Annotated in this window: 8 protein-coding genes; 6 read left to right on the forward strand and 2 right to left on the reverse strand. The window is 75.2% G+C overall.

Going from position 1 to position 14,261, the window contains the following annotated elements:
- Positions 1–118: 118 nt before the first annotated feature.
- Complete coding sequence (locus ACI794_RS05010) at positions 119–4,885, reverse strand: PKD domain-containing protein (RefSeq protein ID WP_456600981.1); 4,767 nt, start codon at positions 4,883–4,885, stop codon at positions 119–121.
- A 205-nt stretch (positions 4,886–5,090) separates the two neighbouring features.
- Positions 5,091–6,038 carry a hypothetical protein gene (locus tag ACI794_RS05015; protein ID WP_456615784.1) on the reverse strand — a complete coding sequence of 316 codons (948 nt, stop codon included), beginning with the start codon at positions 6,036–6,038 and terminating at the stop codon, positions 5,091–5,093.
- 271 nt (positions 6,039–6,309) lie between these two features.
- Here ACI794_RS05015 and ACI794_RS05020 point away from each other — a divergent pair, with 271 nt between their 5' ends.
- From ACI794_RS05020 to ACI794_RS05045, 6 genes are all read left to right on the forward strand, one after another.
- Complete coding sequence (locus ACI794_RS05020; protein ID WP_456600983.1) at positions 6,310–7,344, forward strand: sulfite exporter TauE/SafE family protein; 1,035 nt, start codon at positions 6,310–6,312, stop codon at positions 7,342–7,344.
- 163 nt (positions 7,345–7,507) lie between these two features.
- Positions 7,508–9,154: a Wzz/FepE/Etk N-terminal domain-containing protein gene (locus ACI794_RS05025; protein ID WP_456600984.1), complete on the forward strand. Its 1,647-nt coding sequence runs from the start codon at positions 7,508–7,510 to the stop codon at positions 9,152–9,154.
- A gap of 101 nt (positions 9,155–9,255) precedes the next feature.
- Positions 9,256–10,560 carry a hypothetical protein gene (locus ACI794_RS05030; RefSeq protein ID WP_456600985.1) on the forward strand — a complete coding sequence of 435 codons (1,305 nt, stop codon included), beginning with the start codon at positions 9,256–9,258 and terminating at the stop codon, positions 10,558–10,560.
- On the forward strand, positions 10,557–11,789 hold the full coding sequence (locus ACI794_RS05035) for a hypothetical protein (protein ID WP_456615785.1): 1,233 nt from the start codon (positions 10,557–10,559) through the stop codon (positions 11,787–11,789). Before ACI794_RS05030 ends, ACI794_RS05035 begins: the two co-directional genes overlap by 4 nt.
- 86 nt (positions 11,790–11,875) lie before the next feature.
- On the forward strand, positions 11,876–12,673 hold the full coding sequence (locus tag ACI794_RS05040) for a sulfotransferase domain-containing protein (RefSeq protein WP_456600987.1): 798 nt from the start codon (positions 11,876–11,878) through the stop codon (positions 12,671–12,673).
- Positions 12,654–14,255: a lipopolysaccharide biosynthesis protein gene (locus ACI794_RS05045; protein WP_456600988.1), complete on the forward strand. Its 1,602-nt coding sequence runs from the start codon at positions 12,654–12,656 to the stop codon at positions 14,253–14,255. Before ACI794_RS05040 ends, ACI794_RS05045 begins: the two co-directional genes overlap by 20 nt.
- Positions 14,256–14,261: the final 6 nt, after the last annotated feature.

Here is a 14,261-nt window from a genome sequence, read left to right on the forward strand (position 1 = left end):
AGGCTAATCCGCCGAGGGATGTGTCCCGGCCCGCGGCCGGTGACCCCTGGAGACGCCGAACGGCCGGCCGGCGGGATCGATTCCCACCGGCCGGCCGCCCGAGCGCCGCGCCGCCCCGTCAGACCGCGGGGGCGAGCACCACGGTCAGCATCACCGCGCGGCTGCTGGGCGCCGACACGGTGGCCGTGAGCCCCCCGACCGGGCCACCGCCCACCGGAGCGCCGCTGTCGGCCACCAGCGTGGCGACGTCACCGTTGCCGGCACCGGCGATGTTGCTGCGCTCGCTCAGCTCCGCCGGCGGCGTGAACTGCCGCCCCTCTGGCCCCTTGTCCGACCAGATCGACAGCACCCAGCTACCCGCCGCCGCCTCGGCCACCGGCGTCGTGTGGGCCGTCCCCGGCGACCACCCGCCGGCGGCGCCCGCCACCGACGCCACCGGGCCCGTGGCGGCCGTCCCCGAGTAGGCCAGCAGCTGGAGCGTGACCGCCGACGACGTCCCCCCCAGACTCACCGTCACCACGGACCCGGCATCACCGGCCGCCGCCACCCGGGAGAAGACCTGGGTGGTCATCGCGGTGGCGTCGGCCTGCTGACCGCTCAGGGCCCAGCCGGCCGGAGGGGTCCCCGTCACCGCCGAGTTCGTCGACAGCACCAGGACCAGCCCGTCGCCGGGCCGCACCGCCGCAGGCACCTCCACCGCGACCTCCGTCACCGGACGTGCCGCGACACCGGCCGAACCACGCAAGCCGATGCCGGCGCCGACCGGGGCGGGGGCCACCGTCACGGTCGCCTCCGCCGTACCGATGCCCCCGGAGGCGTCGGTCACCGTCAAGGACACCAGGTAGTCCCCGGCCGCGGCGTACGCGTGCTCCACCACCGGGCCGGTCGCCGTGGTCCCGTCACCCAGGTCCCACGCCCACGAGGTCACCGGCCCGTCCGCGTCCGACGACGCCGACCCGTCGAACTCGCACGTCAACCCGGCACACGTGGAGGTGAGCACCGCCTCCGGCGCGGACCCGACCGGCTCGGCCGGATCGCCGGGGTCGGCCGGGTCGACCGGCTCGGCGGGCGGAGCCACCTCGTCCGCCGCCAGCACCACCGTCAGCATCACCGCGCGGCTGCTGGGCGCCGACACGGTGGCCGTCAGCCCCCCGACCGGCCCACCGCCCACCGGAGCGCCGCTGTCGGCCACCAGCGTGGCGACGTCACCGTTGCCGGCACCGGCGATGTTGCTGCGCTCGCTCAGCTCCGCCGGCGGCGTGAACTGCCGCCCCTCCGGCCCCTTGTCCGACCAGATCGACAGCACCCAGCTACCCGCCGCCGCCTCGGCCACCGGCGTGGTGTGCGCCGTGAGGCCCGCCCCGTCGGCCGCACCCGTGACCGAGGCCACCGGCCCCGAGACGGCGGTGCCCGAGTACGCCATCAGCTGCAGCGTGAGCGCCGACCAGGTGCCGACCGAGACCTCGACGGTGGAGCCGGCGTCGCTCGCCGTGGCCACGCGGGTGAAGACCTGCGTGGTCATGGCGGTGCCGGCGGCCTGGCCACCGGCCGGCGTCCAGCCCTCCGGCGCGGTCCCGGTCGCCGCGGAGTTGGTGGAGAGGACCAGCACCAGGCCGTCGCCGGCGCGCACGGAGTCCGGGACGTCCACCGACGCCGCCGTCACCGGCCGTGCCGCCACACCGGCCGAACCGCGCAGGCCGATGCCGGTGCCCACCGGAGCAGCCGTCACCGTGACCGTCGCCGTCCCGCCGTCGGCTGCACCCTGGGCGTCGGTGACCGTCAGGGCCACCGTGTACTCACCGGCCGCCGCGTAGGTGTGCACCGGCGCCGCCTCGGTGCTGGTGGCACCGTCCCCGAAGTCCCACGCGTAGGAGAGCGGTCCACCGTCCGGGTCGGTCGACTCCGCGGCGTCGAACGAGCAGGTGAGCTCGGCGCACGAGGAGGAGATGACCGCGGCCGGCGCCTGGTTCGCCGTGCCGGAGGCGGGCTGCAGCAGGAGCGTCAGCATGGTGGCGCGACTGCTCGACGTGGGCACGGTCGCGGTGACCCCGCCCACCGGGCCCGCCGGCACGGGAGCGCCGCTGTCGGCCACCAACGTGGCCACGTCGCCCCGGCCCCCGCCGGCGAGGTTGCTGCGCTCCGTCACGCTCTGCGGGGCCGTGAACTGCCGCGCCGAGGGCCCCTTGTCCGACCAGACCGACAGGACCGTCTGGCCCTCGGCAGCCATGGCCGTGGGAGTCGTGTGCGAGGTTCCTCCGAGGTTCGCGGCCCCCACCACGGTCGCCACCGGCCCGGAGGCGGCGGTACCCGAGTACGCGAGGACCTGCAGCGACACCGCCGACCACTCGGGCAGCGACACCGTCACCGTCGAACCGGCGTCCCCGGAAGCGGCGACCCGGGTGAAGACCTGGGTGTTCATCCCGGTGCCCGCTGACTGCGCGCCGACCTGCGTCCACCCCTCGGGGGCCGTGCCGGCCGCGGCCGAGTTCGTCGACAGGACCAGCACCAGCCCGTTCCCGGCCTCCACGGCGGCCGGCACGGTCACCGAGGCCGCCCGCACCGGCCGCGCCGTCGTGGCGGCAGCGTCCACGAACGCGATGCCCGGCTCCTCGGCCGGGGCCACGACGAGCTGCTGCGCCGCCGACCCGGTGGCACCGTCGTCGTCGGTCACGGTGAGCGTCACGGTGTACGTGCCGGCCTCGGCGTAGGTCTTGGCCGGAGCCACCCCCGTGCCGCTCGTCCCGTCCCCGAAGTCCCACCGGTGCTCGACCACCGTGCCGTCGGCGTCCGTGGAACCCGACGCGTCCAGCGCGCAGGCGAGGCCCAGGCAGTCCGTGGCGATCGCGGCGACCGGCGCCTGGTTCGGCGTCGGACCGAGGAAGAGGGCCTTCACCCGCCAGTCCGCCCCGTCCCGGGACGGGCCGCTGACGACCGTCGCCTCCCCTCCGGGCACCCCCCCGGTGAACGCCGTACGACGCAGCTCACCGTTCGACGAGCTCGCCACGTACAGCTGGTCACCGTCGACGAGGAGCCCGGAGACGGACGAGAAGCCGCTGCCGGCCGCCGAGAACCGGGTCTCGGAGACGACCCCGCTGTCCGGCGAGAAGTACCGGTAGAACAGCTGGCTGCTGTTGGTGCGCGTGTAGTACAGCCGGCCGCCCTGGTAGGCCATCGCCGTCACCGAGGACAGTTCGCTGTAGAAGCTGGGGCGCGCACCCTGGAACGTGGTGCCCGAGCCGGAGTCGACGCTGCTCCAGACCGGGTCGAAGTAGGGGTCGACCTGCGTCGCGGGGCCGAACGTGGTCCCGTCGAAGCTCCGGCGGAAGAGGGAGAACGAGCCCCCGCTCGAGGCGCCGTAGTAGAGGCTGCCGTCGACGAGGAACGAGCCCTTGACCGACCGCCAGTCCAGGCCGCCCGTCGGCATGGAGCGGTCGGGTCCAGCGGTCGTGCCGTCGAAGCTCCGGCTCCGCAGGTCGTTGGTGACCTGGAGCCCGAGCATGGAGACGCTGCCCCCGAGGTAGACGTTCCCGGGGAGGGCGCCGGTGTCCTCGAGCGGCAGGGCGGCGCCGCCGGCGAGCGGGAACCAGCCCAGCCGCGGGCGGTAGTGCTCGCGGGCGCCGAAGAACTCGGTGTCCGAACCCACGTAGAGACCGGTGTCGGTCGCCAGCAGCGACTCCGCACCGATGCCGCGGGGGTGCCGCCCCGGGTTCCAGGACAGCGGGAGGCCCGTGCGCGGGTCCAGCGCGGCGATCCCGGGGCGCGGGACCGCACCGGCGAGCGCCTGATCGGAGCCGTGGGGGTTGTTGAGCCAGCGCTGGTGGCCGCCGACGTACACGGCCGCGCCGGTGACCGCGGTCGAGTGGAGCGTGTCGCCCCCGGTCTCGGCGACCCAGGCCGGCTGGACGTCGTCCCCGGTGGTCCCGACGTCCCAGCGCGCCGCGGTGTCGCACAGCGTGCCGCTGTACTCCCCGCCCGTGGTGACGACGACGAAGTAGGAGCCGTCGGGCGCGAAGTCCACCTCCCGCACGTAGGAGTCCATGTAGTCCTTGGCGCAGGCCGGCTCGTAGCGGCGGGTACGCCACCCCGGGTCCACCGTGGCGCCCTGGTCCTGCAGCAGCACCGCGACCGCCTGGTCCCGCGGCAACCCGTCGGCGATCTTGAAGTTGCCGATCGCCACGAGCCGGGTGCCGTCCGGGGAGACGGCGAGGTCCTTCACGCCCACCGAACCGCGGCTCGCGCCGCTGGGCCAGTTGTGGTTGACCGCGACGTCCACGCCCAGGTACTCGTCGGTCGCCCCGGTGGCGGGGTCGAGGGTGGCCAGACCACCGTGCGGCACCCCGCCGATGGCGTTGAAGTAGCCGCCGACGTACAGCCGGCCGCCCGCCAGCACGAGGTCGGTCACCGCGCCGTTGATGCCGGCGGGGCGGAAGCCGTCCACTCGTGCGCCCGACGCCAGGGAGACCTGGACGAGGTTGCGGGTCCCGGTCGCGCCGTTGACGGTCGCGAACGTGCCGCCGAGGTAGACGGTGCCCTCCGGGCCCGCCTCCACCGCCTGGACCATGCCGTTCAGCGCGGGGGCGAACGCGCGGTCGATGGCCCCGGTCCGCGCGTCGAAGGCGAAGACGTAGGGCTGGTCCCACGCGCCGCTGCCGTTCGCCGGGGAGTCCCGGACCGCGGTGAAGTCGCCGACCACCACGATGCGGTCACCGACCTGCGCCATGTCGAGCACCCGGTTGTCGAGCACGTACGGCGTCGACGCACCCGGCTGTGCCGAGACGACCCCGCCCTGGGCGGTGGCGGCCGATGCCGGCCCGACCCCCGTGACGAACGTCGACATGATCGCGACGACGATCGCCGCCCACAGCCCGCGCCAGATCCTTGCCATATCGCCCGTGCGTCCCTCCGCGACGGAGGGGCTCCCCCCGTGAAACCGAGCCCCAAGCCCGCCGAGGATCACAGTGCGTAGTGTCGATCTTCCACGCCGAGGCCGGTTTCTCGCCCGGACGGGTGGCGACGACGGGCGACGACCTCGCCATGCGGAGCAGGTCGATCACGGAGAGTGGTGATGCGGCCCCGAGGCGGCGTGCCTCTCAGGGACGGCAGCCGCTCTCGGCGACCTCCCGCCATGCCTGCCGGGACGGCTCGTCGCGCAACTGCCAGTCCCCGGTGGGCCCGGGTCCCTGCCAGTACATCCACATGGCCACCTGCGGGTGGTGGGCGATCCAGGCGGCGTCCTGCCTGATCGCCCGGGCACGGGCCCGTTCCATCGCCGGGTCCGACACCTCCCCCGGCCTCAGCTCGTACTGGCCGTACTCCACGACGAAGAGCGGTAGGCCGGTCGGTGCCATGAAGTCGTACCAGTGCCGGAAGGAGGGACTGGTCGTCATGGCCACCGGCTCGAAGGCGTACCAGTCCACGCCCACGAAGTCGGCGTAGGCAGCTCCCGGCCACCACGCCCGCGGGTCGCCCACGTAGTGGTCGGGCTCGGCCGGGTCCCACCAGTAGGCCATGTACACCGGCCCCCACCGGATGGACGGATTCGCCCCGGTGACCACCTCGTGCAGATGGCGGTGCAGGGCCACGAACTCCTCGGCCGACATGTCGTTCTCCGGCTCGTGGAAGGCGGTGGCGAAGACGCCCTCGGGCACGGTCCGGGCCCAGGCCCGCACCTCGTCGTCGTAGCGTCCCGCCGCGGCTCCCCGGACGTCACGACCGGGCGGCTTCCACGAGACGAACGACCGCAGGCCCGCGCTCGGGTCCTCCGCGGCCGCGGAGCGCTCGAAGCTCTCCGGGAGCGACGGGTTGAACGACCGCCGGATCGTCAACGGCCCCAGCTCGTCCGCGCTGGCCCGGAAGGCCTCCAGCGCCGGACCGGGCGCCGTGTCCGCCGAGACGACGTAGGCACCGACCGCCAGGCAGCGGTGGGCGTAGTCGGGGACGTTCGTGCGTGCGGACGTCCCCGCCGCGGAACCGGACACCGGCGTCACCAGCAGGACGGCGGCGACCAGGCACCAGGAGCGACGCCCCGTCCTCAGCATGTCCACCACCCCTCGGTCCGCCGTGGCCGGCCCGGTCTCCTCGGGAACCGGCCCTCCGGCCGGCCGACGCTACGGCGGCACGCCGGCCCCGTCCGGCGGATGCCGGCCGTCCCGCCCCATCGGATGACCGGTCCCTCCTCCATGGGGGGAGGGACGCGACGTCCGCAGGCCCCGCCGCCCTCCCCCGCACCTAGGTTCGGGAATCCGGGCGGTGGCATTCCCGGTCACGCACGGGTGCGCGTCGCGCCGGGGACAGGAGGGGAGGGGGACCGTGGACCTGCAGTTCACGCTGGTGCTGGCGGGCCTCCTCATCGGTGTCGTCGTCGGGCTGACGGGCATGGGCGGAGGTGCGCTCATGACCCCCGCGCTCGTCCTCTTCTTCGGCGTGCCACCCCTGGCCGCCGTCTCCAGCGACCTGGTCGTGTCGGCGGTGACGAAGCCGGTCGGCGGCGCCGTCCACCTGCGGCGCGGCACCGTGGACCTGCGCCTGGTGGCGCTGCTGTGCATCGGTTCGGTACCGAGCGCCTTCTGCGGCGTCCTGGTCTCCCGAGCCCTCGGCTCCGGCAGCGGCGTCCAGGCGTGGACGAAGACGGCCCTGGGCGTCGCGCTGCTCCTGGCAGCCGCCGGCCTCATCGTGCGCGCCTACCAGTCGATGGTGGCGCGGGGCCGGCGAGCGGCCGAGCGCCGGGCCCGCGGTGCCTGCGGGCCGCTCCCGGCACCGGGTGATCCCGACCTCGCGGTGCCCCGGCTGCGGCCGGTCGCCACGATCGTCGTCGGCGCCATCGGCGGGCTCGTCGTCGGCATGACGTCGGTCGGGTCCGGCTCGCTGATCATCATCGCCCTGCTCTGGCTGTACCCCCGGCTGTCGGCCGCCGGCGTGGTCGGCACCGACCTGGTCCAGGCGGTCCCGCTGGTCACGTCCGCCGCACTGGGGCACCTGCTGTTCGGCGACTTCCGCCTCGACCTCACCACCTCCCTGCTGGTGGGCTGCCTGCCGGGCGTCTACCTGGGCGCCCGGCTCTCCTCCCGGGCGCCGGGGGGCCTGGTGCGGCGCGCGCTCGCCCTGGTCCTGCTCGCGTCCGCGCTGAAGCTGCTCGGACTGCCCGACCTGGCGATGGTGTCGACGCTCGCGGTGGTCGTCGTCGTCGCCCCCCTGCTGTGGATGGCGGCTCGCGCGCGGCACGGCCTGCCGCCGCGCGCCCGCATCCTCACCGCGCTCTGGGAGCAGTGGCGGGGCCGACGGCAGGAGGAGCTCCCGCAGCCCGCGATGGCGTCGACCGGGTCGGAGCGGCCGGCTCGTCACTGACGGCCGGCTACCGCCACGCCCTGCACCGCGGGCCGCCCGATCCGCGGTGCGCCACCTGCCCCCTACGGGTGGTGGCACCGGGTGGAGGGGTCGTTGCACGGACGCGCCGCTGGTACGACTGGCACACCGGTCGGACCACCTCGAGACGACGACAGGTACACGAGTGCCCAACCGGGTGCACCGGCTCCGGGAGCCGGTCGACGAGGGGACCAGGAGAACATTGTCCAGCCAGAGCACCCCGAACGCCGTGCGCCTGTCCGACTACTGGGTCCTGCTCCGCCGCGAGTGGGCCGCGGTCGTGATCTGCGGCGTCCTGGGACTCGCGGTCGCGGGCCTCTACCTCCTCGTCGTACCGCGGGAGTACACCTCGGCCACCTCGGTCCTGGTCACCGCCCCGACGCCGGTCTCGACGCAGTCGGCCGCCAGAGCGGCCGACATCAACCTCGACACCGAGGCGCGGCTGGTCACCTCGACCGCGACCGTCCTCGACGCGGCCGTGCTGCTCGACCTGCCCCAGGAGCAGGTCGACGACCTCGGCGACCGCGTGACCGTCACGGTCCCGCCGAACACCGACATCCTCACCATCTCCTTCGTGGCACCGACCGCGCAGGAGGCGCAGGAGGGGGCGCGCGCGTTCGCCGACGCCTACCTGCAGGCCCGTGAGAACTCGACCGAGGCAGCCCTCGACGCGGAGTACCAGGCCCTGCAGACCCGCATCGACCAGGTGAGCGAACGGCTCGGGGTGGTCACCGAGGCCGTCCGCACCCTGCCCGAGGGCTCGCCGGAGCGCGCCAGCCGCAGCGCCGAGGCCAGCTCGCTCAGCAACCAGCTGACCGGTCTGGGCGCCCAGCAGAACGAGGTCCGCGCCGCTGCGGTCCTGCCCGGCCGCGTCGTCACGGAGGCGGAGCTGCCGCCCTCGCCCAGCAGCCCGGACGTCGTCCTCTCCCTCCTCGCCGGTGGCCTGCTCGGGCTGCTGGTGGGCGTCGGTGCGGCAGCGCTCCGCCACCGGTCCGACGACCGGATCCGCACCGCCGACGACCTGCACCGGCGGTCCGGGGCGTCGGCCATGGCGACGCTGGTCGCCCCCCTGCGGGAGGGCGAGGTCTCCGTGGTCGCACCGACCTCCCCGGACGGGCGCACCTACGCCCGCCTGCGCAACCTGGTCATGGCCGAGCTCGGGCAGGGCCCGTCCCGGAAGGTGGTCCTCGTGGCGGGCGTCCACCGGGGCGGAGGCCCCGTGGCCGCGAACCTCGCCGCCGCGCTCGCCCGTGCCGGGGAGGACGTCTGCCTGGTCTGCGCCGACGTCTTCGCCGGCACCGCGGACGCCGTGCTCGGCTACTCCCGCGAGGCGGGCCTGGCCGACGTGCTGGACCGGCAGAAGACGCTGGAGGACGTCGCCGTCCGTTCCCGCAGCCTTCCCACGCTGCGGGTCCTGGGCGCCGGCTCGGATCCCGACCGCGCCGAGGCGCTGCTGCAGACCCGCGGCTTCCGCGACCTGGTCGACCAGCTGCTCGCCACCGTCTCCTACGTCGTCGTGGAGGCTCCGGCGACGCAGGGCGGCACCGGTGCGCAGACCCTCGTCGGTGCGGCCGAGCACGCCCTCCTGGTCGTGGAGACCGAGCAGACCACCGCCCGCCAGGTCGCCGACGCGCTCGACCAGCTGCAGGCCGTGCGCCGGCCAGTGCTGGGCGCCGTGCTGGCGCGGTACGAGCCGGCCGGACCGGGTCCGGAGCTCCCGCCGGCCGCTGCCGCCCCGCGCCGTCCGGATGCCGCGGAGGCGGCCGTCGGCAGCGGCGCCGCACGACGATGACCCTGGCGGCGCCCGCCGCCACACGGGCTGCCGGGAGCGTCCCCCCGGGGTCGCGGCAGCCGGTGTCCCGGCACCCGGGATGGCCGATCACGGCCCTCCTGGTGCTCTACCCGCTGTGGTGGATCCTCGGGCTCGGGACGCTCGTCGTCTTCGCCCTGGCCGTGCCGATGGTCGTGCACCTCTGGCGCCGGCGTCCGCTCCAGGCGCCACCGGGCTTCGGCCTGTGGTTGCTCTTCCTCCTCTGGGTGGCGCTCAGCACCACCATGCTGGGGGTCGATCCGCCCGGGACCCTGCCCGGTGAGGCGACCGACCGGCTGATCTCGGTCGCGTTCAACCTGGCGGGCTACCTCGTGGTGGCCGTCGCGCTGCTGTACGTCGGCAACCTGACCGAGGAGGAGTTCCCCCGCGAGCGCCTCGTGCGGCAGCTGTCCTGGCTGTTCCTGGTGGTCGTCGGCGGCGGCCTGCTCGGGACCTTCGCACCGACCTTCTCGGTCACCTCACCGGTCGAGGTGCTGCTGCCGGATGCGATCGCACGGAACCAGTTCGTGCAGAGCCTGGTCCACCCGGCGGCCGCCCAGTTGCACGAGGTGCTCGGTTACACCTCGGGCCGGCCCGCGGCGCCGTTCGGCTACACCAACACGTGGGGGATGGTCCTCACCCTGCTGCTCGGCTTCTTCGCCGTGCGCTGGCTGCGGACGCCCGGCCCCCGCCGCGTCGTGGGCCTGCTCGTGCTGGTCCTGGCCGTGGTCCCGGTGGTCGAGTCGCTGAACCGCGGGGTCTGGCTGGCGCTGGGGCTCACCGTCGCGTTCACCGCGCTGTGGCTGGCCCGCAGCGGCCGGTTCGCCGGCGTCGCCGCGCTGGCCCTCGGCCTGGTCGTGGCCGCCGTCCTGGTCGTCGCCTCGCCGCTGGGCACCGTCGTCCAGGGCCGGATCGACAACCCGCACAGCGACGGGGTCCGCGCCTTCACCATCACCGGGACGCTGGAAGCCACGAAGCACTCGCCGGTGCTCGGCTTCGGGTCCAGCCGGCGACCGCTGGGCAGCAACAACTCCATCGCGGTCGGGCGCGACGAGAACTGCCCGACGTGCGGCAACCCGCCGCTGGGCAGCACGGGCCAGCTGTGGCTGCTGCTCATCTCCCAGGGCGTCGTGGGCGCGGCGCTCTACCTGGGTTTCATGCTGCGGACCCTGTGGGCCTTCCGCCACGACCGGAGCCCGCTGGCCGGCGCAGCGGTGCTGGCGATCGGCCTGCCGTTCCTCTACATGCTCCTCTACAACGCGCTCGTCATCCCCCTGCTGATCACGTTCCTGGCCATCGCCCTGCTGTGGCGCAACGACCGGCACCGCGGGTCCGACACCGCAGCCGTGCCGCCCGGGGCGGTCGCGGCGCCGGGAGGTGCGCGGTGACCGACGACCGGCTCGCGCACCTGGCGGACGTGACCCCCCTGCTGTGGCCGACGTCGCGGACGCTGGTGCCGGGCTCCGCACCGCGCCGGGACCCCGGCGCCGGCACGGTGGAGGAGTACCTCCTCCTGCCCAGCCGCCGGCGGCCCCGGCTGCTGGCCCCGGCGGGCCGGCGAGCGGCGGCCGCCGTCGTCCGCCACCACGCCGAGGGGCGCGGTCGGGCCGACCGGCTCCGGGCCGGAGCGCTCGCCCTGGGCCTCCGGGCGGGGCTCGGGACGGCGCTGCGGCGGGAGCGGCTGCACGTCGTCTCCCCCGCGAACGCGGTCCCCGGCGACCTCCGGCAGCACCTCGCCGGCCTGCTCGGCTGCGACGTGCGGGTCGGCATGCACCTGGGGCCGCCGCGGGCCAACCGCAAGCCGGTCCTCCAGCTGGTGAGCCCTGCCGGGAAGACGCTCGCCTACGCCAAGGTGGGCGTGGACCGGCTGACCGACGGTCTGGTCCGCGCCGAGGCGGCGGCCCTCACCCGACTCGCGGGCGCCGTCACCGGGACGGTGCAGGTGCCCACGCTCCTGCACGCCGGGGACTGGGAGGGCCACGCCCTGCTGGCGCAGGCGGCACTCCCCGTGTGGTCGTCCCGCCGGTCGCTGACGGACGACCGCCTGGTGGCTGCCGTCGGGGAGATCGGCTCCGTGGACCGCGTCGACGGCATCGAGCTCTCCGCCGCGCCGTTCTGGCGCGACCTGCGGGCCCGGACGGCGGGCCTGCCCGCAGGGGAGGCGGCCGACCGGTTGGCCGGCCTGGTCCACCGCGTCGACGCCGCCGCCGGGCACACCCGGCTGTCGCTGGGTGGCGCCCACGGCGACTGCACGCCCTGGAACATGGCGTGCCTGCCCGACCGCATCCTGGTCTGGGACTGGGAGCGCTTCCGCCGGGGCGTTCCCGCGGGGCTCGACCTGCTCCACCACGTGCTGCAACGGGACCTGGTGACGCGCCGGCACGAACCCGCCCCCGCCGCGCACCGGCTCGTGGACGGTGCGGCACACCTCCTGGCTCCGCTGGGGCAGGACCGGAGGGCCGCACTGGCCACCGCGACGGTCTACCTCGCCGACCTCAGCCTCCGCTACCTGGCCGACCGCCAGGTGGACGCCGGCGCCCCGCTCGGCGATCCCCGCACCTACCTGCTGCCGGCCCTCGACCGAGGGCTGGGGCTCCTGGAAGAAGAGGAACGATGATCGAACGCCTGCGCCGCTCACCCACGGTCCACCGGGCACTCCAGACAGCCGCCCGCTCCGTCGGGCGACCGTTCAGCCGGGCGCGGATGCGGCCCGATTTCCTCATCATCGGAGGTCAGCGCTGCGGGACCACGTCGATGTACCGGACGCTGCGCTCGCACCCCAACGTCCTGCCGCCGGTGCTGCACAAGGGCGTGCACTACTTCGACACCGCGTACGGGCGCGGCATGAGCTGGTACCGCGCCCACTTCCCGCTGCGCTCCACCGCGGCAGCGATCGGCCGCCGGACCGGCAGCCGGGCGCTCACGTTCGAGTCGAGCCCGTACTACATGTTCCACCCGCTCGCCGCGGCCCGGATCGCGCGCGACCTCCCGGACGTCAAGCTGGTCGTCCTGCTGCGCGACCCGGTGGAGCGCGCCTACTCCGCGCACGCGCACGAGCTGGCGCGCGGCTTCGAGACGGAGGACTTCGAGACCGCCCTCGCCCTCGAGGAGTCCCGGCTGGCCGGTGAGGCCGACCGCATCCTCGCGGACGAGGGCTACAACAGCCCGAGCCACCAGCACCACGGCTACCTGCAGCGGGGCAGGTACGTCGAGCACCTCGAGCGGCTCGAGAGCATCTTCGGCAGGGAGCGCCTCCACGTCGTCGACAGCCACCGATTCTTCGCCGAGCCCGAGCCGGTCTACGACGACGTGCTCCGTTTCCTGGACCTGCCGCACACCGGCTACCCGGCGTTCGAGCGGCACAACGCCCGCCCGCGTTCCCCGATGGACCCGGGGCTGCGCGCGCGGCTGGAGGAGCACTTCGCGCCGTTCGACGCCGAGCTCGCCCGGTGGCTCGGCCGCCCGGTGAGCTGGCGCGAGCATGAGGTCCGGCCGCGCTGAGGCGGTCGGCCCGGCGGCGACGGCCGTCGGGCCGACCGGCGAGGGCGTGGCGGGCGGCGCACCCGGTGGCGACCCCCGGTCAGGCCTGGCCGGGCTGGCCCGGCGCGGCATGGCCAGCGTCGCCGGGTCGGCGGTCTCCGCGGCGGCGGGGATCGGCGTGGTCCTCGCCCTCACCCGCACCCTCCCGGCCGACCTGGCCGGCATCTTCTTCGCGCTGACCTCCGTCCACCTCGTCGCCGAGGCGACCGCCCGGCTCGGTGCCGGCACCGGCGTGGTCTGGGCCGTCTCCCGCGCCCGGGCGCTGGGCACGGCGGGGAAGGTGCCCCAGATCCTGCGGGTAGCGCTCACGCCCGTCGTCCTGCTGGCGGGTGCGCTGGCGCTGGTCCTGCTCCTGGGCGCCGGCAGCGTGGCGGAGCTGGCGACGGGCTCGCGGTCCGGCGAGACCGTCGACGCGATCCGGGTCCTCGCCCTGCTGCTGCCCGTGACCGCGGTCTCGGAGGTGCTGGTCGGCGCGACGCGCGGCCACGACGTCATCCTCCCCACCGTCGTCGTCGACCGCCTCGGCCGCTCGCTGCTGCAGCTGGGAGCGGTGGCGCTCGTCGCCGCGGCGGGCGGCTCCCTCCCCGCGCTCGCCCTGGCCTGGGGCGCCCCGTGGGCGCTCTCGGCCGTGCTGGCCGGGGCGTGGCTGGTCAGGCTCCAGCGCGCCGCCACCGCCGGCGCGCCGCGGGCGGCGCGGGACCCCGGCGTGCGGCGGGAGTTCTGGGCCTTCACGGCCCCGCGGGCGGTGACCGGCATCGTCCAGCTGGTGCTGCAGCGCCTGGACATCGTCCTGCTCGCGGTGCTCGCCGGACCGGTCCAGGCGGCGGTGTACACCGCCGCCACGAGGTTCCTGGTGATCGGCCAGTTCGTCAACCAGGCGCTGGCCGCGGTGGTCGAGCCTCGGGTGGGAGCGCTGTTCGCGGTCGCCGACCGGTCGGCCGCACGCACGGTCTACCGGACGGCGACCGGCTGGCTGGTGCTGCTCGTCTGGCCGTTCTACCTCGTCGTGGCCGCCGCCGCGGACCCGCTGCTCGGGCTGTTCGGCGCCGGGTACGACGCCGGTGTCACGGTCGTCCTCGTGCTGAGCGCGACCATGATGGTCGCCTCCGCGATCGGCATGGTCGACGTCGTCCTGATCATGGCCGGCCGGACCCGGTGGAACCTGGGCAACGCGCTCGCCGCGCTCGCCGTCAACGTCGTCGTGGACGTCGCCCTGATCCCGTCCCTCGGGCTGCTCGGCGCCGCCGTCGGCTGGTCCGCCGCCATCCTCGTCAAGAACCTGCTCGCCCTCGCCCAGGTCTGGCGGGCGCTCGGCATGAACCCGTTCGGCGCCGGGACCGGCATCGCGATGGGCGCGTCGCTGGTGTGCTTCGGGCTGGTGCCGCTGGTGGGGCGCGCCCTGCCGGTCGACGGCGCGGCGCCGACGTCGGCGGCGCTGCTGGTGGGCGGCCTGCTGTACGTCGCAGCGTGCCGGCGCTGGCGGCACCCGCTGGCGCTGGACGCGCTCCGTTCCGCACGACGGGGCGCGGCCGGGGCCGCCTGATCCCGG

Source organism: Blastococcus sp. SYSU DS0541, from assembly GCF_054050875.1.

Excerpts from the sequence above, each read along its gene's own strand:
- ACI794_RS05045 (WP_456600988.1), top strand. The coding sequence starts at position 12,654 with ATGAGGTCCGGCCGCGCTGAGGCGGTCGGCCCGGCGGCGACGGCCGTC.
- ACI794_RS05040 (WP_456600987.1), top strand. The coding sequence starts at position 11,876 with ATGCGGCCCGATTTCCTCATCATCGGAGGTCAGCGCTGCGGGACCACG.
- ACI794_RS05010 (WP_456600981.1), bottom strand. The coding sequence starts at position 4,885 with ATGGCAAGGATCTGGCGCGGGCTGTGGGCGGCGATCGTCGTCGCGATC.
- ACI794_RS05015 (WP_456615784.1), bottom strand. The coding sequence starts at position 6,038 with ATGCTGAGGACGGGGCGTCGCTCCTGGTGCCTGGTCGCCGCCGTCCTG.